This is a genomic window from Spirillospora sp. CA-108201, from assembly GCF_050936235.1.
Taxonomy (GTDB): Bacteria; Actinomycetota; Actinomycetes; order Streptosporangiales; family Streptosporangiaceae; genus Spirillospora.
In genome coordinates, this window is sequence record NZ_JBNJNE010000001.1 from 6,095,403 (window position 1) to 6,115,498 (window position 20,096).

Sequence of the window (20,096 nt, forward strand, 5' to 3'; positions counted from 1 at the left end):
GCCGTTGCCTTTCCGGTGCGGGACCGGCGCTCTCCTCGGGCATGAGAGGGCCCCGCGCCCTGGCCGGCGCGGGGCCCTGGGGAGCTCGGTGTGCACCGCCGCCCTGGCACACCGAGCAGGTCCTCGGTGCTACCGCCGTGCGGTCCGGCGCCAGCGGCGGCGCGGGACGCCGTCACCGGCGTCGAGCGACGTGGTGTTCTGCGCTCCCGGGTCCTGGGCGTTCGCGGGGTCCTGCGCGTACGCCGGATCCTGGGGGTGGCTGTGCGTGACCCCTCGATCCGACGGGTGCTCGACCACGCGTTCGACCCGCTCGGCGGGACGGCCGCCGGGCGGCGGCGGGTCCTCGATGATGTGCTCCTCGCGGACCACCGTCCCCGGCTCGTCTCCGTAGGCGGGGTCGGCCCCGGCCACACGTCCGGCGGCGCGGCGCGGCCGGGTGTACCTGAGGGTGAACCCCATGCTGATCAGACCGACCAGGATCAGGATCCATCCGACCATGTGGATGTCGAGGCCGCTGAGGTCGACGCGGATGGCGAAAGCCAGGATCGCCCCGAGGGCGATGAATGCCAGACTGACTCCGATTCCCATGTGTCGGAGCTCCTTCCGGGGGGACGGACGGGCGACACGGCAGCCTGTCCCCGTCCCTCGGCGAATATGCGGCGGGGTCATGTGGTTCTCGCCATAACGCAAGGGTCGTCCCACCCCGGCGTCCCGATGTCCACGGGAACGTTTCGCGTGCACGGGCCCGCCGGGTTTTGTGGAACGATTCGTTCGGTGGGGACTGCACGTGAAGTTTTCGGTGACGCGCTGCCGACCGCGGAGCGCTATGCGGCGTTCCTCGCCGAGGCCGGGGTCGAACGCGGGCTCATCGGGCCGCGCGAGGCCGACCGGCTCTGGGAACGCCATCTGATCAACTGCGCGGTGGTCTCGTCGGCGATACCCAAGGACGCCCAGGTCGTCGACATCGGCTCGGGCGCGGGGCTCCCCGGCGTCGTCCTGGCCATCGTCCGGCCCGACCTGCGGGTCACCCTGCTGGAGCCGTTGCTGCGGCGCACGACGTTCCTGAACGAGTGCGTCGAGCTGCTCGGCCTGCGGAACGTCGAGGTCCGGCGGGCCCGCGCCGAGGACGTGACGGAGGAGTTCGCGGCGGACGTCGCCACGGCACGCGCCGTCGCGCCCCTCGAACGCCTGGCCAGGTGGGCGCTGCCGCTGCTGCGTCCGGGCGGCGAGCTCCTCGCGCTCAAGGGCGAGCGGGCCGCGGTCGAACTGGAGGAGGCGGAGCCGGTCCTGGAGCGCTTCGGGGTGCGCTCGACGGAACTGCTGCAAGTCGGGCGCGGTATGGTCGACCCGCCGACAACACTCGTCCGTGTGGTCGCCGGCCGAGGTGAGGTTGTCGGGCGACGGCAGCGCGCCCCCCGGCGCGCCAAAGGGTCGAGGAAGAGGTCTTCATGAGCACGGGACCAGGACTGGGCAGGCCTGACCGCGCCGACGAATCCCCCGACGAACAGCCGTCCGGCCCGGGCGGGTCCGGCGCGGACGAGGGCGCCCCGGCGCCCGCCTCCGGTGGGACGCGGCCGGACCCGGGAGCATCGGGCGCCGCACCCTCCGGGCACGCGATGTGGGGTAACACGACGTCCGGTACGGCGGAGAACGTCGGCTACGTGCCGACGAACGCCGGGGCGCAGCCGCCGGGCTCGCGCACCGGACCAACTCAGGGGGAGTCAGAACTCGTGCGAGAGGCGCTGCGGGACGCCAAGGTTTCACATGAAACAGCCGTCACCGCGCTCAAGGCGATGGCGGGCCGCAGGGAACGGGAGTGGCCTCGGCCCGACCGGTGCCGGGTCATCACCATCGCCAACCAGAAGGGAGGCGTCGGCAAGACCACCACTTCGGTGAACATCGCCGCCTCCCTCGCCATGCACGGCGCGCAGGTGCTGGTGGTCGACCTCGACCCGCAGGGCAACGCGTCCACCGCCCTCGGCGTCGAGCACCACGCCGAGGTCCCGTCGATCTACGACGTGCTGATCGAGGACATGGCGCTGGCCGACATCATCGTCCCGGCGCCGGACATCCCCAACCTCTTCTGCGCGCCGGCCACGCTCAACCTGGCGGGCGCGGAGATCGAACTCGTCTCGAAGGTGGCCCGCGAGTCGCGTCTCCAGCGCGCGCTGGACGCCTACGACATCGAGAAGTTCGACTACGTCCTGATCGACTGCCCGCCGTCGCTCGGCCTGCTCACCGTGAACGCCCTCGTCGGCGGCGACGAGCTGCTCATCCCGATCCAGTGCGAGTACTACGCGCTGGAGGGCCTCGGCCAGCTCATCCGCACCGTCGACCTCGTGAAGGCGCACCTCAACCAGAAACTCAGGGTGTCGACCATCCTGCTGACGATGTACGACGCCCGAACCCGCCTCGCCGCGCAGGTCGCCGAGGACGTCCGGAGCCACTTCGGCGACGTCGTCCTCAACACGGTGATCCCCCGCAGCGTCCGGGTGTCCGAAGCGCCCAGCTACGGGCAGTCCGTCATGACCTACGACCCCGGTTCGAGCGGCGCTCTCGCCTACAGCGAGGCCGCCTCGGAGATGGCCCACGGAGGAGCTGTCCAGTGAGCCAGCAGCGACGCGGTCTGGGCAGGGGCCTCGGTGCCCTCATTCCCACCGCCCCGCCCCCGCCGACGTCCGCCGAGCCGAACGGCGCGGGAGAGCCGGGCTACCCCGGCGGCCCCGTCTCGGACGGCGCGGCCGCTCCCGCACCGGGGCTCGAACCGGTCGCCGGAGCTCATTTCGCGGAACTGCCCGTCCGCTCCATCACGGTCAACCCGCGCCAGCCGCGGGAGCACTTCGACGACCAGGCCCTGGAGGAGCTCGCCGAGTCCATCGGCATCGTCGGGCTGCTCCAGCCGATCGTCGTCCGTAGGTCCTCCTCGGAGGAGCACGACTACGAACTCATCATGGGCGAGCGCCGCTGGCGCGCGTCCCAGATGGCCGGGCTGGACGTCATCCCGGCGATCGTCCGCGACACCGGCGACAACGACCTGCTCCGTGACGCGCTCATGGAGAACCTCCACCGGCAGCAGCTCAACCCGCTGGAGGAGGCGGCCGCGTACCAGCAGCTGCTGCAGGACTTCGGCGCCACCCACGAGCAGCTCGCCACCCGGATCGGCCGGTCGCGCCCGCACATCACCAACACGCTCCGCCTGCTGAACCTGCCGCCCGCCGTCCAGCGCCGCGTCGCCGCGGGAGTGCTGTCCGCCGGCCACGCCCGCGCCCTGCTCTCCCTCGACAGCGTCGAGGCGCAGGAGCACCTGGCGCAGCGGATCGTCCAGGAGGGCCTCTCCGTCCGCGCGCTGGAAGAGATGATCGCGCTCCGCGAGGTGGAGGACGAGCCGAAGGCGCCGCGCCAGGGCCGCCGTGCGAAGCCGGTGGCTCCCGGCCTCAAGGAACTGGCCGACCGCCTCTCCGACCGCTACGAGACCAGGGTCCGCGTCGACATGGGCCGCAACAAGGGCAAGATCGTCGTCGAGTTCGCCACCCTGGAGGACCTGGACCGCATCATCAAGTCCATGGCCCCCGACGGCAACGGAGCAGACGACTCCTAGACACCCGCCCACTGCAGCGCCCCGGACCCGCAAAAGGCTCCGGGGCGCTTCGCATCTCCGCCCAACGTTTCCCGTGAAACATCCCCGCCAAGAAACCACCCTCAAAAGAAGAGGCGCCGGAACACGCCGCTGCGGCAAGGCCGGAGTCGGTGCCCAGCACCGACTCCGGCACAGGCGCCCTCGGCCGTCTCCGAGCCTCGCTCGCAGATTGCCGGACGCCTCCGAACCGGTCTGGATCCGATGTATCTCCGGCGGGTCTGCCGGGTCGGGGTTGATACCGGCGCAGCCAGCCTTCCCCGCTTGGACGGACGCGGCTGCCACAGCCGCCCGACTTGCCACCAATCCGCCAATCCGCCAATCCGCCGATGCGGCGAGGTGGGGAGTCGGCATCGCGGCCCGGCCGGCATCCACCGATCAAGCCGCGAAGATCCTCAGCCGCCCCGGGCCTCCCCCACGCAGTTGTCTTTGCTTGGACACCCTCTCCCGAGCTGAGAACGAGCCCATCGACGGGCGCCGGCCCCCGTCCGCCGCCTCGCCCCCAAGGGAAGCGGCTCGCACCCGCCTAGGCCGCCCCCCGGGGCGCCGCGCTGCCGACACCACCTACTACGTCAACGGAACTCGGGCCTTCTTCAGCCGTCTCCGGGCCGCTCTGCTGCCCGATCGTCCGCCGTCACGCCAACGGGCTCGGTCCCTTCTAGGTCGCCCAAATGCCGTGATCCAACGGTCAGGTCAGGGGTGGGCGGCCGCGGGTGTACTCCTACCCGATGCGGATGGGGTTCCGTGGCGTCACGTGGTGGGAGGGGCCCCGTCGGCTGAGGGGTTCTTGCCGTTCGCCGAGTACGGGTCGGCCGAGCGTGCGCTGGCTGACCGTGGCCTACCTGACTGCACCGTGCGCTCAGACCCTTGGTAGCACCACGGGAAACGCGACCAGGCCCGCTCGCTCCTCGATGGCTGAACGTCTTTGCGGAACCCGCGCACACAGGTTGCGATGAACCTCGGGCAGGGCCGGCCACGCTGGCATTGACACGGACGGATGCCTCGCCGCGTCCATCTCGCCCGCGCGGTGGTTCCTTTGCCCGACCTTCTCCCGATTGGCCGGGGGCGACTCTGGCGCGGCGACCGCGCCGCCCGGTTGGCACGAGCGACGTGCGGCTGGCCAACTCGTCTCACATGCCTGCTCTCCGCAGAGCCAGCGGTGGTTGCCGCGATCGACCGTCCTGTCGGCCCCGGGGTGAATTCGGGAGGTGGAGCTCAGCGGCGTAGGACGGGCCGCGACGATGACGATCTCTTCCGCGCTGTGATCATTGCGACGCACCGTGGAAACGTCTTCGCCACGCTAGCGCGGGAGGTCGCCCGTCGCGCTGCTGGCTGCGTCATGCGCCACGGTTCGATGGCGAGGAACTGAACTGCCCGTCCCAGAGGCAGCCGTCTCTGGGCAGCGCCCAGACCACCAGACGGACGGTTTCACGGGAAACACGCCTCTACGGAATCCACGTGTGGGGCACCCGCCCGGCCGCTGCGGACAGCCATCGCGCAGACTGCGAGCTCGCCTATGCCATGAACCTCATCCGCCTCGGATCCGATCTCAGGGCCTACCGGACGGCCGGTCGCGTTAGCCACCGGTAGGGCTTCGGTGAGCGAGCACGAGGCGAGTTGACCGGCCTTGCGTCGCTCGTGCCAGCCGGGGTGGCGCGGTCGATCCGCCAGGTTCACCCCCCCGGCTAATCGGTAGGAGGCGGGCAAATGGGGGCCGACGCGTCGGGCGAGGATGGACGCGGTGGGACGACCGCCGGCATCAACGCTGGCGTGGCCGGTCACGCCCGAGGATCGTGGCACCCACTTGTGCGGGGGCTGCGAAGACGTTCAGCCATCGAGGAGTGGGCCCGGAGACGGCTGAAGATGAACGCCCCTGGACTGTCGAGGCGAGGCGCAGGGCAAGTTTCACGTGAAACCGTCAGGAGTGAGCTCCGCGGTTTGGGAGCAGGTCGACGCATGACCTCCCCCGCCGTGATGTGGGAATCGCGTGCGGCCCGCCCGTGGGCGACGAGGAAGTCGGGTAGCCGGGCCTGTCCTTTCCGATCCTGGGCTGCTTGGGAATCGGCGGCGGTCGATGTGAACTTGGGCCCCTGGAAACCCGGGGTCGCCCGCCCTGGGTGAGCGGCACGCCGTCGCCTCAAGGGCGGACCCACCCGGCGCATCAATCACCTCAAAGGCCCACATGCGTCGCGGAGTCTGCCGGGTAAGCAGAGATCGCCGCCCGCGTGGAGCGCGGCACCCCGCCCTCGGGTAGCCCCCGGACGGCCCCAGTTCTGCATCCTGGCGATCAAGACACGGGCATGGCCCTGGACTCGCCTCGACCCGCGCTCGTGCGTCTCCTTGCGTTCGAGCGCCTTATGGAGGCATCGGCGGTCAAGGAATCACCAGAAGCCCCCCAGTGGCCGGTAGGCGGAGGCGTTCACCTCGCGAGTGCGCGGAGCCTTCTTCCCAAGACGCAGCTTCCGCAAGGTTGCGCGGCCGCAGGCAAAGAATCGAATCGAAACCCAAGACGATCCGTCGATCCGCTCTTTACCGCTCGAAGCGCGGACGCGGTCCAGAAGCCCCGTGCAGGGCTCGGCGCCGCGGGCCAGTGAGGACCGTAGACAGCCCCCCGGTTCCGGCCTTCCCTCCTCCGTGACCCCGAACGGGTGCCGCACGGCATTGTCCACACCCGGCGCTCAAGTGCCCCCGCTCGCGGGCTGCCCCGCCCTCGTTTCACGTGAAACAGCGCACCCCTCGCACATACCGGAGCTGCGCCCCCAGCGGAGGTCGGTCAGGGCCAGATTCGGGCCCCAGGGGGAACAACACCGCGCGGGTCAACCAACCCCGACGCACGCACGCCGCAGCATCGGTCGGACTCAACGCTCAATTACTGCGTGGCTTCGCGACAGTTCCCTAATCCGGTGACGATCGCCGGGCTGCTCGGTCAGAACGTCTCCGGGAAGTGGAGCATCGGCATCCTGGCGGCCGCCGCGCATGGTCGGTCCGGTTCGCGGAGGTGGAGCGTGCGATCAGTGGAATCAGCAGGCGCATGCTCGCGCTCAAGTTGGAGTGGGATGGCTTGCTCGTGCGCACCGTCCATACGGGCGTTCTGCCCAGGGCGGAGTACACGGTGACGGAGATGGCCCAGGAACTCCCCAACTCGCTGCTGGAGCTCACCGACTGACGCGAGCGACATGGCGTCGCCGCCCAGGCCCCCACGATCTCGAACACAGAGGCTGACGGTCGCCGCCTCCTGGAAGACGTCGGACGGCGCGAAACGCGGGCCGACGGTGGTGGACGCCCAGCAACGCACCGCGGTTGATCGCGGTGCGTTGCTGTGGCCGGCCGGTGTCAGTGGCCTCGGGGTGCCGTCTCGTGGAAGCGGGCGGGCTGCGAGGAGGTCAGCGGAGGTGGGCCTGGAGGAGGGATTCGCAGACTTCGCCAAGGTCCAGATCGGCGACGCTGACGGCTCGGGGGAGGAGGCTGGTCTCCGTCATGCCGGGGGCGACGTTGACCTCCAGGAAGTGGACCTCGCCGTCGGGGGAGACGATGAGGTCGGTGCGGGAGAGGTCGCGCAGGCCCAGGGCGCGGTGGGCGGTGATGGCGGTCGCGGCGGCGCGGGCGGTCGCCTCGGGGGTGAGGCGGGCGGGGGTGACGAACTCGGTGTCGCCGGCGTCGTAGCGGGCCGTGTAGTCGTACCGGCCGCCGGGGGCGACGATCTCGACGGCGGGCAGGGCGGTCGGGGCGCCGTCGAGATCGATGACGCTGACCGCGACCTCGGTGCCGTCGATGTAGCGCTCGACGAGGGCGGTGTCGCCGTAGGCGAAGCAGCCGACCATGGCGGCCGACAGGTCGGACGCCTCGTGGACGACGGAGGCGCCGAGGGCCGAGCCGCCGCGGGTCGGCTTCACGAACAGGGGGAGGCCGAGACCGCGGACGATCTGGTCGAGGACGGACGCCGCGCCGAGGTCGTGGAAGACCTCCTTGGGCAGGGCGACGGAGTCGGGCGTCCGCAGGCCCGCGCGTCGCACGACGGACTTCGCGGTCGGCTTGTCCCAGACGACGCGACACGCGTCCGGGCGGGCGCCGACGTAGGGGACGCCCAGCAGTTCGAGGACGTCGCGGATGGAGCCGTCCTCCCCCGCCGCGCCGTGCAGGACGGGGAAGACGACGTCCGGCGGGTCGTCGGTCAGGGAGTCCAGGAGCGTCGCGTCGGCGTCGCGGAGTTCGACCGGGATGTCGCGGGCGCGCAGCGCGTCGGCGACGCGCCGGCCGGAGCGGAGCGAGACCTCCCGCTCGTAGGAGAGCCCCCCGGCCAGGACGACGACATGCCCGAGTTCCAAGATGCCCCTCGTTTCACGTGAAACCGTCAGACGATGCCCGGGCCCGGCGTCTGCACGCCGGTGGACGAGCCGCCGGTGGTAGTCCCGAAAGTGTCCCGGAGCCGGATCTCCTGTTCCACCACGCCGGCCAGCCGGCGGACGCCCTCGCGGATCCGGTGCGGCTCGGGGAAGCAGTAGGACAGGCGCATGTGCCGGTGGCCGGTGCCGTCCGCGTAGAAGCCGGTGCCGGGGACGTAGGCGACGCGCTCGGCGATCGCGCGGGGGGCCATCGCCTTCGCGTCGAGGCCCTCGGGGAGGGTGAGCCAGACGAAGAACCCGCCGGCGGGGCGCGTCCACGTGCAGCCGTCGGGCATGAGCTGGTCGAGCGACTCCAGCATCGCGTCGCGGCGCGCCCGGTACAGCTCCCGGAAGTCCTTGATCTGCTCCCGCCACGGCTGCGTCGTGAGGTACTCGCGGACGGCGAGCTGCGAGAAGCTCGACGGGCACAGGATCGCGGACTCGGCGGCCAGCACGAGCTTCGCCCGCACGGCGTGGGGGGCCAGCACCCAGCCGACGCGGAGCCCGGAGGCGATCGTCTTCGAGAACGAGCCGAGGTAGATGACGCGGTCGGCGTCGTCCGCGCGCAGGGCCCGCATTTGCTCGCCGTCGAACCCGAGGAGCCCGTACGGGTTGTCCTCGATGATCAGCACGTCGTACTCGGCGCAGATCTCCAGGATCTGGGCGCGGCGGGCCGTGGTGAGGGTGACGCCCGCGGGGTTCTGGAAGGTCGGGACGGTGTAGAGGAACTTGACCCGGCGCCCCTCGGCGCGGAGGCGGGCGAGGGTCTCGCGCAGCGCGGACGGGACGAGCCCGCCCTCGTCCAGCGGCACGTGGACCACGTCGGCCTGGTAGGCGGCGAACGTGCCGAGCGCCCCCACGTAGGACGGGGCCTCCGCGACGACGACGTCGCCGGGGTCGACGAAGATCTTCGTGATGAGGTCGAGCGCCTGCTGCGCGCCGACGGTGACGACGACGTCCTCCGCGGACGCCTGGACGCCCTCCAGGGACATGACCTCGCAGATCTGCTCGCGGAGCTGCTCGTCGCCCTGGGCGGAGCCGTACTGGAGCGCCTCGGCGCCCTTGCCGGCGACGAGCTCGCCGATCATCCGCCCGACGACGTCGAGGGGGAGCGCCGAGACGTAGGGGGCGCCGCCCGCGAGCGAGACCACCTCGGGGCGGGCGACCATCGCGAACAGGGCCCGGATCTCCGACGGCACCATGCCGGCGGCACGGGCGGCATAGCGGTCGGTATAGGCATCCGTACGCGAGTGCTGTTCCACGAGGCACCTCCGGGGCGAATCGGCTTCCCTGCAAACTACGTCATGGCCGCCGCGGCGGGACCCTTGGGTGTGGCGTGCCGCGACATTGGGGAAACTCCTGTCCGATACGATGCCCGCGGGTCCCGGATGGTTGCCGGGAGCTTCCGCCGCCACGGGTCCAGGCCGGCGGGCGAGGATCGCAGCAGGGGGTGCCGACCCGGTGTCGCGTCGTCTCGTCAACATCACGCTGGACAATCTCGATGATCTGCCGCACCGCTGCCGCGGCTGCGTGTTCTGGGAGCTCGATCCGGTGAGCCGGGACCGCGCCCGGGAGAGCGGCGACGCGGGGCTGGAGAAGGAGGCGTGGATCTCCTCGACCCTCCTGGAGTGGGGCAGCTGCGGCAAGATCGTCTATGTGGACGACGTCCCCGCCGGGTTCGTCCTGTACGCCCCGCCGCTGTACGTGCCGCGTTCGGTGGCGTTCCCGACGAGCCCGGTGAGCGCGGACGCGGTGCTGCTGATGACCGCGCACATCCTGCCGGAGTTCGCGGGCGGCGGCATCGGCCGGATGCTCGTCCAGGGGGTCGCGAAGGACCTGACGCGTCGCGCCGTCAAGGCGATCGAGGCGTTCGGCGACCTGAAGGGCGAGGAGGGCGGGTGCATGGTGCCCGCCGACTACCTGCTGTCGGTCGGGTTCAAGACCGTCCGGCCGCACCACCGGTACCCGCGGCTGCGGCTGGAGCTCAAGTCGGCGCTGTCGTGGCGTGAGGACGTCGAGGTGGCGCTGGAGCGGCTCCTGGGCTCCATGACTCCCGAAGGGGCGCTGCGGCCCGTCTGAGGCGCTCTGAACGGCGCACGGCCCGCACTCCGGGTCGGAGTGCGGGCCGTGCGTTCGCGCTCGCCGCGGGAGGCGGGAGGCGGTCCGTCAGGGCTCAGATGAACTCGGCGAGATCCCTCAGCAGGGCGGCCTTCGGCTTGGCGCCCATGATCTGCTTGACGACCTCTCCGCCCTTGTAGACGTTCATCGTCGGGATCTGCATGACGCCGTACCGCTGCGGGACCTGCGGGTTCTCGTCGATGTTCAGCTTGACGATCTGGATCTTGTCGCCGTGCTCCTTGGAGATCTCCTCCAGGATCGGCGCCACCATCCGGCAGGGGCCGCACCATTCCGCCCAGAAGTCGACGAGGACGGGCTTGTCGCTCTCCAGGACCTCGGACGCGAAGTCGGCGTCGGTCACGGCTTTCATCGATCTCCTTCGGTTCTCACGTGGGACGGGGACGCTCCCCCGCCCGATGCGGCCCACCCGCGACGGCACCGGGCCCGGCGTCCCGCGCAGGGCCGGCGCACGATGGCGAGGTGGGCGGTCAGGCCTGGGGGACGGTCTCGGCGGCGTCCCGGTCCTGCAGCCAGCGCTCGGCGTCGATGGCGGCCGAGCAGCCGCTGCCCGCGGCGGTGATGGCCTGCCGGTAGATGTGGTCGACCACGTCGCCGCAGGCGAACACGCCGGGGATCTTCGTCCGCGTCGTGGGGGCGTCGACCAGGAGGTAGCCGTCGGTGTCGGTCTCCAGCTGCCCGGCGAACAGGTCGCTGCGCGGGTCGTGGCCGATCGCGATGAACAGCCCGGTGATCTCCAGGGCGGACTCCGCGCCGGTCACGGTGTCGCGGACGGTCACGCCGGTCACCCGGTCGTCGCCCTGGATCGCGGCGACCTCGCTGTTCCACAGGAACTTGATCTTCTCGTTGGCGAACGCCCGGTCCTGCATGATCTTGGACGCGCGCAGCTCGCCGCGCCGGTGGACCACGGTCACCGAGCGGGCGAACTTGGTCAGGAAGATCGCCTCCTCCATCGCGGTGTCGCCGCCGCCGACGACGGCGATGTCCTGCTCGCGGAAGAAGAACCCGTCGCAGGTGGCGCACCAGGAGACGCCGCGGCCGGACAGCCGCTTCTCGTCCGGCAGCCCCAGCTCGCGGTACCCGGAGCCGGTCGCGACGATCACGGTCTTGGCGAGGTAGGTCTCGTCGCCGACCTTCACGACCTTGGGGTCGGCGGTCAGGTCGACCTCGGTGACGTCGTCGGTGATGAGCTCGGCGCCGAAGCGCTCGGCCTGCTTGCGCAGGTTGTCCATCAGGTCGGGGCCCATGATCCCGTCGGGGAAGCCGGGGAAGTTCTCCACGTCGGTGGTGTTCATCAGCGCACCGCCGGCCGTCACCGAACCCTCGAACACCAGCGGCTTCAGGTCGCCGCGGGCCGCGTAGACGGCGGCCGTGTAGCCCGCGGGGCCGGAGCCGATGATGATGACGTTACGGACGTCGCTCACAGTTCTTGCCTCTCCTCGTTGGCCGTCGGTGCCGCACGACCCGGCCTCACAGTCGCGTCAACCGATCCTAGGGCCCGCTGATTCCCCGGCACGCGGCGCCGGGCCGTCCACCGGCGGCCGCGGGCCCGGCGGCGCTCTAGGCTGTGGCCCATGGCACGCATTCTCCTCCTCCACTCGATGTACGGGCTGCGGCCCGCGGTGCTCCAGGCGGCCGACCGGCTCCGTGCCGCCGGGCACGAGGTGCACGCCCCCGACCTGTACGACGGGCGCGTCGTCGACGACGCCGAGGCCGGGATCGAGATCAAGGACGAGATCGGGCGGGACGAGCTGCTGCGCCGCGGCGTCGCGGCGGCCGCGCCGCTGGCCGGGGAGGGCGGGCTCGTCTACGCGGGGTTCTCGCTCGGCGGCTCCATCGCCCAGAACCTCGCGTTCGCCGACGACAGGGCGGCCGGGCTGCTGCTGATGCACGGCACGTCCGACATCGCGGACGACGCGTCCACCGACATCCCGGTGCAGCTGCACGTCGCCGACCCCGACACGTGGGAGCCCGTCGACTGGCTCAACGCGTGGTACCTGCGGATGCGGAAGGCGGGCGCCGACGTGGAGGTGTTCCGCTACCGCGGCGCGGGCCACCTGTTCACCGACCCGGACCTGCCCGACCACGACGCCGAAGCGGCCGAGCGCGCCTGGGCGACGGCCCTCGACTTCCTCGCCTCCCTCTGACGGCCCCCGACGGCCGCACCCGCGACGCGGTGCCGCAGTGCGGCGGCGTGGAGGTGTGGAGGTGTGGACGGTGCGGCGGTGTGGCTTCACCGCTGCCGCACCGCCATGGACCACCATGGACCACCGCCGACGCCCCACGAACTTTGCGGAAGAAATGGGCGTCACACAGAGGACAGGACATCTCAGGCGGCCTATGGCGTCTCACGTGAGAGGCCATGGACGGGGTCGGCCGTCCATGGCCTTCATTTGTGCGAGTGCCCTGGTCGGGGCTTGGCGGTCAGGCGTTCTTCAGCTGCTTCAGCAGGCGGTGGGCCTGCGGGGAGCAGTCAGGTCCGACGACCCAGATGTTCCGCTTGCCGGGCTGGTCGCCGTCCACCGCGATGACGATCGCGGGCTGCCCCTCGTACTTCGCCTGGTCGACGAGCAGGAGCGTCCGCTCGCCGGCGACGCTCGTGACGCAGCCGCGGAGCCGGGCGCCGGGCGCGGCGGCCTCGGAGCGCCTCTTCTGCTCGCCGGCCACGACACCGCCGACCTGGTCGCCCAGCGTGCCCGACCGGTAGTCGGTGCCGCTCTGGGAGACCTTGAACGTGGGGTCCGGTTCTCCGGGTGCCACCTTCGGCACATCCGAGCCGGAGCCGGGATCGGTCAGGGAGCGGTGCGGGGCCGGATGCCGGGCCGCGCCGTCGCTGCTGCTCGCGCCGTCCATCGCGATCTTGCCGATCGTCGCTCCGCCGCCGAGGACGACCACGGTCGCCGCGGCCGCCGACAGTATCCGCCAATGCCGCCTTCCGCGCCGTTGTTCCAGGCTCGCCACGGTGGCGGTGTGCATCGACTCCGCCGCGATGGCGGTGTCGATGCGTCCGGCCAGTTCGGCGGGCATGGACGGCACCGGGGCCTCCGCCAGGATCCGGGAGACGTCCGCGAGGTCGGCGGACAGGTCACGGCAATCGGCGCAGGTTTCTAGGTGTGCGTTGACGGAGGCGGCTTCGTCGTCTTCGAGAAGTCCCTCGGCCAGGTCGGCCAAGACGTCGTAGTCAAGGTGCGCGGGGTTCACTTGGGCATGCCACCTCCTTCCACACCTCCGACGTTCCTGGGCTCGCGTCGGTTCCGGTGGTGGACGAGAAGGGGCGCGAGCCGGGCGCGGCCCCGCGCGCACCGGCTCTTGATCGTTCCGGGCGGGACCTCCATGACCTGGGCGGCGTCGTCGACGGAGTAGCCCATCATGTCGACGAGGACGAGGGCGGCCCGCTGCTCGTACGGCAGCTGCTCCAGGGCGGTGCGGACGTCGAGGGAGACGCCGTGCGCGTCGGTCGGGTCGGGCATCTTGGGCGCGACGGCGTCGAACGTCGCGTCGTCGCCCATCGGTGTCGCGGGGCGGACGGACTTGCGCCGGACGCGGTCGAGGCACGCGTTCACCACGATGCGGTGCAGCCAGGTGGTGACGGCGGCGTCGCCGCGGAAGCGCCCGGCGGCGCGGAACGCCGAGAGGCACGCGTCCTGCAGCGCGTCCGCCGCCTCCTCAGGGTCGCCGAGCGTGCGCAGCGCGACCGCCCACATGCGGTCGCGGTGGCGGTGCACGAGTTCGGCGAAGGCGTGGGGATCCCCCTGGGCGTGCCTGGCGAGGAGCTCCTTGTCGGGCACTTCGCCTACGCGACTCATGCTCACCGACGCCATGAGCGACCGCTTTCTCGTTCGGGACGCCCGGTCGGCGCCGGGCATCCGCGGCCGGCTGCTGAGGTGGGCACCACGTGTTCCTGGGGGGCGAGGGGACAAACTGCTCACAGGCACGATACAGACATGCGCCGCTCCTCGTCACAGCTCACATCGGCCCCCTACCGGAACGTGATCAGCCGGCCGCTCCGTAGACGGCGATCTCGCCGAGCCGCCCCTTGAACGGCCCGCTGGGCAGTTTGGTGAACCAGACGACCACGTACCGGCCTGTGGCCTGCGGATTCGCGGTGAAGGCCACCTCGCCGCCGTTGGGGGTCTGCTCCCCGACGCGCTTCAGGTCGGTCGGGGACTGCGAGTCGCCGACGCGGAGCTGAAGCACCCCGCCGCTCACCGGCGCGTAGACCTTCACGTTGGCGACGTTGACGGGCCTGCCCATGTCGAGCATGACGCCGAGGCCCTTGGAGTACCGGCCGAAGTCGGAGTCGGCGTAGCTCTGCGTCTCCCAGCCGCCGCTGGGCTTGCCGTCGACGACGGACGCGAGGTTCTTGCCGATCGTCCCGTCGACGTGACCGCCCATGGGGCGCTCGGCGGGCAGGACGTTCTGCGGGGTGAGCTTCACGACGGACGGCTTGGGCGGCGCGCTCGTCTGGGATTTGTCGGTGGCGCCGCCGCCCTTGGGGCCGTCGTCGCCGCCGGGGCCGGACAGGGCCCAGGCGCCGAGCCCGACGATGACGGTCAGCGCGGCCGCCGCGACGCCGATCAGGGCGCGGTTGGCGGGACGCTTGGGGCCGCCCTGGCTGTGCGCGGGCGTGGTCCGGGTGGAGGTGGCCGGCGGCGGAGGCGGAGGGGCGTGCCGCTGGGCGCGCGTCCGCGGCGGCGGGACGTGCGAGGCCGCGGGCGGTTCGGGCGCGGGCCGCCGGTGTGGCTGCGTCGGCGGTGCCGACTGCGCCGCGGGACGCCTCGGCGGCGTCTGCTGCGGGGACGCCGGCGGGGCGTGGCCGAGCCCGGCGAACAGCGGCAGCGGGGTGCGCGGGACGCCGCGCAGCGCCTTGGCCAGGTCGGCGGGCGACGTGAGCGGTTCGCCGGTGCCGATGCCGAGGCAGCGGCAGACGATCGCGTCGATCGCGTGCGAGATGCCGGCCTGGACCTGGCGGGGAGCGTGCGGGACGCCGTCGGACGCCGGCGCGGCGGGAAGGGCGGAGCCGTCCTCGTCGCCGGGCCAGTGGGCGGTGAGCGAGGCGTACAGCATCCGCCCGAGGCCGCGGACGTCCTCGGCGGCGGAGTCGTCGGACTCGCGGTCGGACAGGACGGCGTCGGTGGCGACACCGAGGATCTTGACGGTGCCGCCGGTCGTCCAGACGAGGTCGCGGGGGGTGAGGCAGAGGTGCGAGAGCCCCGCGGCGTGCGCGGCGGAGATCGCCTCGGACGCCTCGTAGAGCAGCGTCGCGGCGCGGCCCGGCTCCAGCGGGGCCTTGGCGAGCATTCCCTCCAGGGTCTCGCCGGCGACCCACTCGCTGACGATGTAGGCGCTCTCCCCCGAGTCGTCGGCGTCGAACACCTGGGTCAGGCGGGGGTCGTTCAGCCGGCTGGCCGACCGGGCCGACGTGACCGCCTCGGCGATCCGGGGGAATTCGGGGTCGAAGGTGCGGACGGCGACCGCCCGCGCGAGGATCTCGTCGATGGCCTTCCAGAGCGACGAGCCGCCCGAGTCGCTGATGCGCTCCTCAAGCCTGTAGCGGCCGGCGAGACGGGTGCCGGGCTCGATGACTGACGTGCTCACGGCAACGTCCTGCACAGGTGGTCAGATCCCATGTTCGTGGCGTGGCAGCTTACGCCTCCGACCCTCCTCTTTGCGTTCCCCAGGGTGTCGCCCCGCAGGCCGTAGTCCCCCACATGGTAGTGGTTACTCGCGCGAGTGGCCGCCTTATCGCCGCGCGTCCTTTTTTACTTTGCGCGCCCCGGCAGCCGGCGGGCGAACGTGGCGATGGTCGTCTGGATCTCCTCCACGCGCATCAGCTTGGCGAACAGCACGTACAGCAGCCCGCCGCCGACGGACCCGGCGATCATGGTGGCCAGCGCGGGAAGCATCGTGTCGGTGCCGCCCAGCGCGTCCGCGACCGTGTGCGCGGCGTAGGCGAACCCGATCAGCGGCCAGATCGCGACGAGGAGCTTGAGGTGGCCGCCGACGATGCGGCGTCCGTCGATGCCGCCGAGCTTGCGGCGCAGCACCAGCCAGCAGGTGACCGCCCCGACCAGGTTCGTGACGGCGAACCCGCCCGCGATGCCGACCACGATCCACTTGACGTCGAGGACGTTGTAGGCGGTGAACGCCATGATGATGTTGGCGGTGGTGACGACCAGGCCGACCAGCGCGGGCGTCCGGGTGTCGCCGTGGGCGTAGAAGACCCGCAGCATCAGCTGGTAGACCGAGAACGGGACGAGCGCGATGGCGAACATCTGCATGACCCGCGCGATCACCAGGGCGTCGTCGGCCGTGGTGTTGCCGTGCGCGAACAGCACGGTGGTGATCTCAGGTCCGAGCACCAGCATCAGCGCCGCCGCCGGCATGATGATCACCGAGGAGAGCCGCAGCCCGCTGGAGAAGGCGGCGCGCACGTCGGCGGTCTTGCCCTCGGCGGCGAACCGGCTCATCCGCGGCAGCAGCGCGGTGATCACCGATACCCCGACGATCGCGTAGGGGAGCTGGAAGAGCTGGTAGGCGTTGAAGTACGGGGTGTAGCCGTAGCCCTCGCCGAGCCCCTGGTCGAAGGCGAGCTTGCCGGCCCGGTTCGTCAGCGCGGTGACGACCGCGAGCGCGACCTGGGTCGCGACGACGTACACCAGCGTCCAGCCGGCCATCCGCCCGACCTCGCCGAGCTCGCCGCGGCGGAAGTCCAGCCGGGGCCGCCACCGGAAGCCGACGCGCCGCAGCGACGGCCACAGCGCGACCGTCTGCAGGACGATGCCGCCGGTCGTGCCGACGGACAGCAGCATCAGCTGCTGGTCGGAGATGGTGGACGGGTCGACCCGGCCGGTGGTGATCGCGAGGAACGCGCCGCCGACCGCGATCACGACGATGTTGTTCAGGACGGGCGCCCACATCGGCGCGCCGAAGCTGCCGCGCGAGTTGAGCACGGCCCCGGCGAACGCCCCGACGCCGTAGAAGAACAGCTGGGGCAGGAAGAACCGCGCGAACAGGACGGCGACCGCCCGCTGGTCGCCGGTGTAGCTGCCCGCCAGGACGTCGATGAACAGCGGCGCGAGCAGCACCGCGACGACGGTGAGGACGGCGAGCCCGATCACCGCGAGGGTGAACACGCGCTGCTCGTACTGCTCCCCGGCGACCCGGTCGCGCTGCTTGGCCCGCACCAGCAGCGGGACGATGACGCTGGTGAGGATGCCGCCGAGCAGCAGGTCGTAGATCTGGTTGGGGATCGTGTTGGCGGTGTTGTAGGCGTTGGCGACCAGCCCGATGCCGAGCGCCGCGACGATGACGGCGGTACGCAGGAAGCCGGTGACGCGGGACGCGAGGGTGCCCACCGCCATGATCGCGCCGGACTTCAGGATGCCGGACGACCCCTTGCCCTCCTGCGGCGGAGGGGAGTCGGCGACCGTGGTGTCGGCGCCCGGAACGCTCCCGCCGGGGAGGGGGATGTCAACCACCGTCTCCGCGGCGGTGTTCGCCGCGCCCGGCGGCCGGCCCGTCGGCGGGGCCGGGTACTGCTGCGGGGTCCTCGGGCCGGGCGCCTGCGGGCCCGGCCGGCCCTGAGGCATCGGCCCCCGGGGGCGCGGTCCCCGGGGCGGGGGCCCCTGAGGCGGGTACCCCTGGGGGTCGCCCTGTGCCGGGTAGCCCTGTCCCGGGCTCCCCGAAGTGTTCGGCGGAGGGTATCCCGGGCCCTGGGAACCCGGGGCCGGGGAGCCCGCCCCCTGGTTCCCCTGTCCCCGTCGATCCCATTCCGGTCGACCCGTCACCGGCTGCCTCCGCTTTCCGGCGGCGCCTCGCTCTGATGGCCCGCACTCCGACGCCCACGAAGAGTACGGCAAGTCCGCCGCCCGTGATGAGCAGCGCGAGCCGCCCGTATCCGGTAGTGGTGACCGTGATGGTCTCGCCGTCACCGTACGTCCGGCCGCTCGCGCCGGGAATCTGCAGATCGAGCCGGACGCCGAAGTTGCCGTTGCCGGCCGCCTGCGCCGGGATCCACCGCTGGGCCCGCTCCCCGGGCCCGAGCTCGATCACCGCGTCGTCGGGTTCCAGCTCGCCGAGCTTGAGCTTGGCGGTGTTCTCCGACGTCACGACGAGGCGTACCTTCACCGACTGGTCGTGCAGGGTGTTCTCGACCAGGACGGGAAGCTTGCCCGAGCTGCCCCCCATCAGGACGCGCCTGTTCTTCGGGGGGACGACGCGCACCCGGTGCATGTCCGACCTGAGCTCGTCCTCGAGCTCCTTGCGGGCCCGCTTCGCGCGCCCCTGCGACGTCCGCCAGGAGACCGACTCCAGCCGCAGCACGGCGCGCTCGTAGGAGATCTTCGCCGGGCCGGTCATCACGGCGTGGAACGTCGCCGCGCGCTTGGCGATCGCCCTGGTCTGGTCGAGGTGGACGTCGCCCAGCTCGAACTTCTCGTAGTCGTCGGAGTAGCCGTGGAAGGCGCGGTCCTGCGGCTGGGCCGACTCGATCGAGCGCAGCGGCGCCTCGCGCATCCAGGACGCGGCCTTCGTGTAGGTGAGCAGGTTCTTGGCGAGCCCGTCGGCGGGGTCCCACAGCCGGTCGGGGGCGACGACGACGGTGCGCTGGACGCTCGGAGCCTCCGCCGCGATCATCGCGGTCTCGGCGAGGAAGCGCTGCTCGCTCATCAGCGCCCCGGAGGCGGACCGCGACCCGTCGTTCAGGACCTGGGTGACCGTCTGGTCGTAGAGGAGCGCCTTCTTGGGGCCCAGGTGCGTCTGGAGCGCGGTGGTCGCGTTCGGCTGCGCGCCGGTCGCGGGGTTCTCGAACTGCGAGCTGCTCATCAGGAACGACCCGCCGCCCTTCAGGGCGTACTTGGCGAGCTGGTCGAGCGTGCCGGGCCCGCCGACGCCGGACGCCGGCCAGGCGACGTGCGCGTCGGGCTGGCGGCCGAGGATCTGCGCCACGAGGCCGGTGTTGCGCGCGTCGAAGGCGACGCCGATGTCGCGGTTCGTCTTGCGCCGGACCAGGGCCGTGACGTCGGGGTCGCCGTAGGGGAGGACGAAGTAGGGGTCGCCCTTCGCGGCGTTCTTGAGCGCCGCCAGCCACGTCGCCGCGACCTTGCTCTTCTCCTTGCGGACGGCCTTGCCGCCCCCGGGCGGCTTGACGTAGTAGTCGCCCGACGCCATCTGCTGGACGTCGTCCAGCAGCGCCGGGTCGATCGCCCACGTGACCGGCGTGCCGGTGGTGGCGGCGGCCTCCACGAGCCGGTGGAGCCGTCCGCCGGGCGACAGCTCCGCGGTGAGCTCGTCGTCGATGAACATGCGGTCGTTGGCACGGTGCATACGGTCGATCAGCGGCAGGACCCAGCCGACCGCCACCGGCTTGAAGCTCCGCTGCTTCGGCATCAGCGTCAGGAACGTCGTCAGGCCGCCGACGACCTGCTGCGCGGAGTTCAGCACCTCGACGCGCATCGGGTACACGCCCGGCGTCGCGGCGGGGGCGCGCAGTCCCAACTGCTGCGCGCTGGTCCGGAAGCTCCAGCCCTGGGTCACGCCGGGCCTGGTCGCCTGCGCGAGCGACTGCTGCTGCGGGGCGACGTTGGGCAGCGCGGTCTGCTGACCGGACGCGAGCTGGTCGAGCTGGCTCCGGCTGGTCACGGGCTGGGCGCTGTAGCGCAGCCGCAGGGTGAGGCCGGCCACCGCGCGGCCGGAGCGGTTCCGCGCCGCCCCGGAAATCTCGATCTTGGATTTCGCGGTGAGGGTCTTCGGCGTGACCTTCGTGAGCGCGAGCGCCACCTGCGCGCGCGCCTGGGCCGCCGCCGGGGCCCCGGCGGCGGCCTTCGCGGGGGTCTGGGCCCGGACGCCCGCGGGGGACGCCATGGCCGGGGAGGCCGCCATCGCGAGACAGGGCAGCAGCGCGGCCAGCGCCAACGCGCGTCCGACCGCTTTCACGCCGTGTC

At 71.8% G+C, this 20,096-nt stretch carries 16 protein-coding genes; 6 read left to right on the top strand and 10 right to left on the bottom strand.

The window, feature by feature from the left end; genetic code table 11:
• Window positions 1-129: 129 nt before the first annotated feature.
• Complete coding sequence (locus ACQEU6_RS29345; protein ID WP_499336283.1) at window positions 130-588, bottom strand: DUF6458 family protein; 459 nt, start codon at window positions 586-588, stop codon at window positions 130-132.
• Between the two features lie 186 nt (window positions 589-774).
• On the opposite strand from ACQEU6_RS29345, the gene rsmG reads away from it, so the two are divergent.
• From rsmG to ACQEU6_RS29365, 4 genes are all read left to right on the top strand, one after another.
• Entirely contained in the window at window positions 775-1,452 is a 678-nt protein-coding gene (gene rsmG / locus ACQEU6_RS29350; protein ID WP_499336284.1) for a 16S rRNA (guanine(527)-N(7))-methyltransferase RsmG, read from the top strand.
• Between the two features lie 341 nt (window positions 1,453-1,793).
• Window positions 1,794-2,609: a ParA family protein gene (locus tag ACQEU6_RS29355; RefSeq protein WP_499340376.1), complete on the top strand. Its 816-nt coding sequence runs from the start codon at window positions 1,794-1,796 to the stop codon at window positions 2,607-2,609.
• On the top strand, window positions 2,606-3,598 hold the full coding sequence (locus ACQEU6_RS29360; protein WP_499336285.1) for a ParB/RepB/Spo0J family partition protein: 993 nt from the start codon (window positions 2,606-2,608) through the stop codon (window positions 3,596-3,598). Before ACQEU6_RS29355 ends, ACQEU6_RS29360 begins: the two co-directional genes overlap by 4 nt.
• 2,980 nt (window positions 3,599-6,578) lie before the next feature.
• Window positions 6,579-6,800 carry a winged helix-turn-helix transcriptional regulator gene (locus ACQEU6_RS29365; protein WP_499336286.1) on the top strand — a complete coding sequence of 74 codons (222 nt, stop codon included), beginning with the start codon at window positions 6,579-6,581 and terminating at the stop codon, window positions 6,798-6,800.
• Window positions 6,801-7,017: 217 nt separating this feature from the next.
• Here the strand turns inward: ACQEU6_RS29365 and ACQEU6_RS29370 are convergent, their stop codons facing one another.
• Together ACQEU6_RS29370 and ACQEU6_RS29375 are read right to left on the bottom strand one after the other, a co-directional pair.
• Complete coding sequence (locus ACQEU6_RS29370) at window positions 7,018-7,962, bottom strand: D-alanine--D-alanine ligase family protein (RefSeq protein ID WP_499340378.1); 945 nt, start codon at window positions 7,960-7,962, stop codon at window positions 7,018-7,020.
• Window positions 7,963-7,985: 23 nt separating this feature from the next.
• Window positions 7,986-9,218 carry an aminotransferase-like domain-containing protein gene (locus ACQEU6_RS29375; RefSeq protein WP_499336287.1) on the bottom strand — a complete coding sequence of 411 codons (1,233 nt, stop codon included), beginning with the start codon at window positions 9,216-9,218 and terminating at the stop codon, window positions 7,986-7,988.
• A gap of 259 nt (window positions 9,219-9,477) precedes the next feature.
• Between ACQEU6_RS29375 and ACQEU6_RS29380 the strand changes: the two genes are divergently transcribed.
• Complete coding sequence (locus tag ACQEU6_RS29380) at window positions 9,478-10,095, top strand: GNAT family N-acetyltransferase (protein WP_499336288.1); 618 nt, start codon at window positions 9,478-9,480, stop codon at window positions 10,093-10,095.
• Between the two features lie 94 nt (window positions 10,096-10,189).
• Here ACQEU6_RS29380 and trxA read toward each other — a convergent pair whose 3' ends face one another.
• The gene (gene trxA / locus ACQEU6_RS29385) at window positions 10,190-10,504 is read right to left on the bottom strand and encodes a thioredoxin (RefSeq protein WP_499336289.1); all 315 of its coding nucleotides are present in this window, start codon (window positions 10,502-10,504) and stop codon (window positions 10,190-10,192) included.
• Window positions 10,505-10,622: 118 nt separating this feature from the next.
• The gene (gene trxB / locus ACQEU6_RS29390; protein WP_499336290.1) at window positions 10,623-11,576 is read right to left on the bottom strand and encodes a thioredoxin-disulfide reductase; all 954 of its coding nucleotides are present in this window, start codon (window positions 11,574-11,576) and stop codon (window positions 10,623-10,625) included.
• Between the two features lie 150 nt (window positions 11,577-11,726).
• Between trxB and ACQEU6_RS29395 the strand changes: the two genes are divergently transcribed.
• Window positions 11,727-12,299 (top strand): dienelactone hydrolase family protein, encoded by a 573-nt coding sequence (locus tag ACQEU6_RS29395; RefSeq protein ID WP_499336291.1) that lies wholly within the window; start codon window positions 11,727-11,729, stop codon window positions 12,297-12,299.
• A gap of 277 nt (window positions 12,300-12,576) precedes the next feature.
• Here ACQEU6_RS29395 and ACQEU6_RS29400 read toward each other — a convergent pair whose 3' ends face one another.
• The 5 genes from ACQEU6_RS29400 to ACQEU6_RS29420 form a co-directional block, all read right to left on the bottom strand.
• Window positions 12,577-13,353 (bottom strand): anti-sigma factor family protein, encoded by a 777-nt coding sequence (locus ACQEU6_RS29400; RefSeq protein ID WP_499336292.1) that lies wholly within the window; start codon window positions 13,351-13,353, stop codon window positions 12,577-12,579.
• Window positions 13,350-13,958: an RNA polymerase sigma factor SigM gene (gene sigM / locus ACQEU6_RS29405; RefSeq protein ID WP_230298620.1), complete on the bottom strand. Its 609-nt coding sequence runs from the start codon at window positions 13,956-13,958 to the stop codon at window positions 13,350-13,352. Before sigM ends, ACQEU6_RS29400 begins: the two co-directional genes overlap by 4 nt.
• Before the next feature lie 187 nt (window positions 13,959-14,145).
• Complete coding sequence (locus tag ACQEU6_RS29410; RefSeq protein WP_499336293.1) at window positions 14,146-15,750, bottom strand: protein kinase family protein; 1,605 nt, start codon at window positions 15,748-15,750, stop codon at window positions 14,146-14,148.
• A 164-nt stretch (window positions 15,751-15,914) separates the two neighbouring features.
• Window positions 15,915-17,633 (bottom strand): murein biosynthesis integral membrane protein MurJ, encoded by a 1,719-nt coding sequence (gene murJ / locus ACQEU6_RS29415; RefSeq protein ID WP_499336294.1) that lies wholly within the window; start codon window positions 17,631-17,633, stop codon window positions 15,915-15,917.
• The gene (locus tag ACQEU6_RS29420; RefSeq protein WP_499336295.1) at window positions 17,626-20,088 is read right to left on the bottom strand and encodes a DUF6049 family protein; all 2,463 of its coding nucleotides are present in this window, start codon (window positions 20,086-20,088) and stop codon (window positions 17,626-17,628) included. Before ACQEU6_RS29420 ends, murJ begins: the two co-directional genes overlap by 8 nt.
• Window positions 20,089-20,096 lie beyond the last annotated feature (8 nt).